The 255-nt window shown below is 41.6% G+C and carries 1 pseudogene; it reads left to right on the forward strand.

Annotated features, from left to right (window positions below):
- Positions 1-255: pseudogene (locus tag PSH50_RS21135) on the forward strand (copper resistance system multicopper oxidase); the annotation flags it as partial.

Consider the following 255-nt stretch of genomic DNA (forward strand, 5'->3'; position numbering starts at 1 on the left):
GGAGTATGGAGCTTCAGTTGATATGCGCGTTGATATGCCTAGAACAAATCTTGATGATCCTGGTATTGGTTTACGTAAAAATGGTCGCCGTGTTTTAACACTTGCAGATTTACACTCACTTGAAGGGGTCACTAACCAGCAAGAGCCAGAAGCTGAAATTGAGTTGCATTTAACCGGAAATATGGAACGTTATAGCTGGTCATTTGATGGCTTAGAATTTGGTAAAAGCACGCCAGTGCATATGAAGCATAACCA

Origin of the sequence: Pseudoalteromonas sp. Angola-7, from assembly GCF_028599255.1 — a bacterium.
GTDB classification, from domain to species: domain Bacteria; phylum Pseudomonadota; class Gammaproteobacteria; order Enterobacterales; family Alteromonadaceae; genus Pseudoalteromonas; species Pseudoalteromonas atlantica.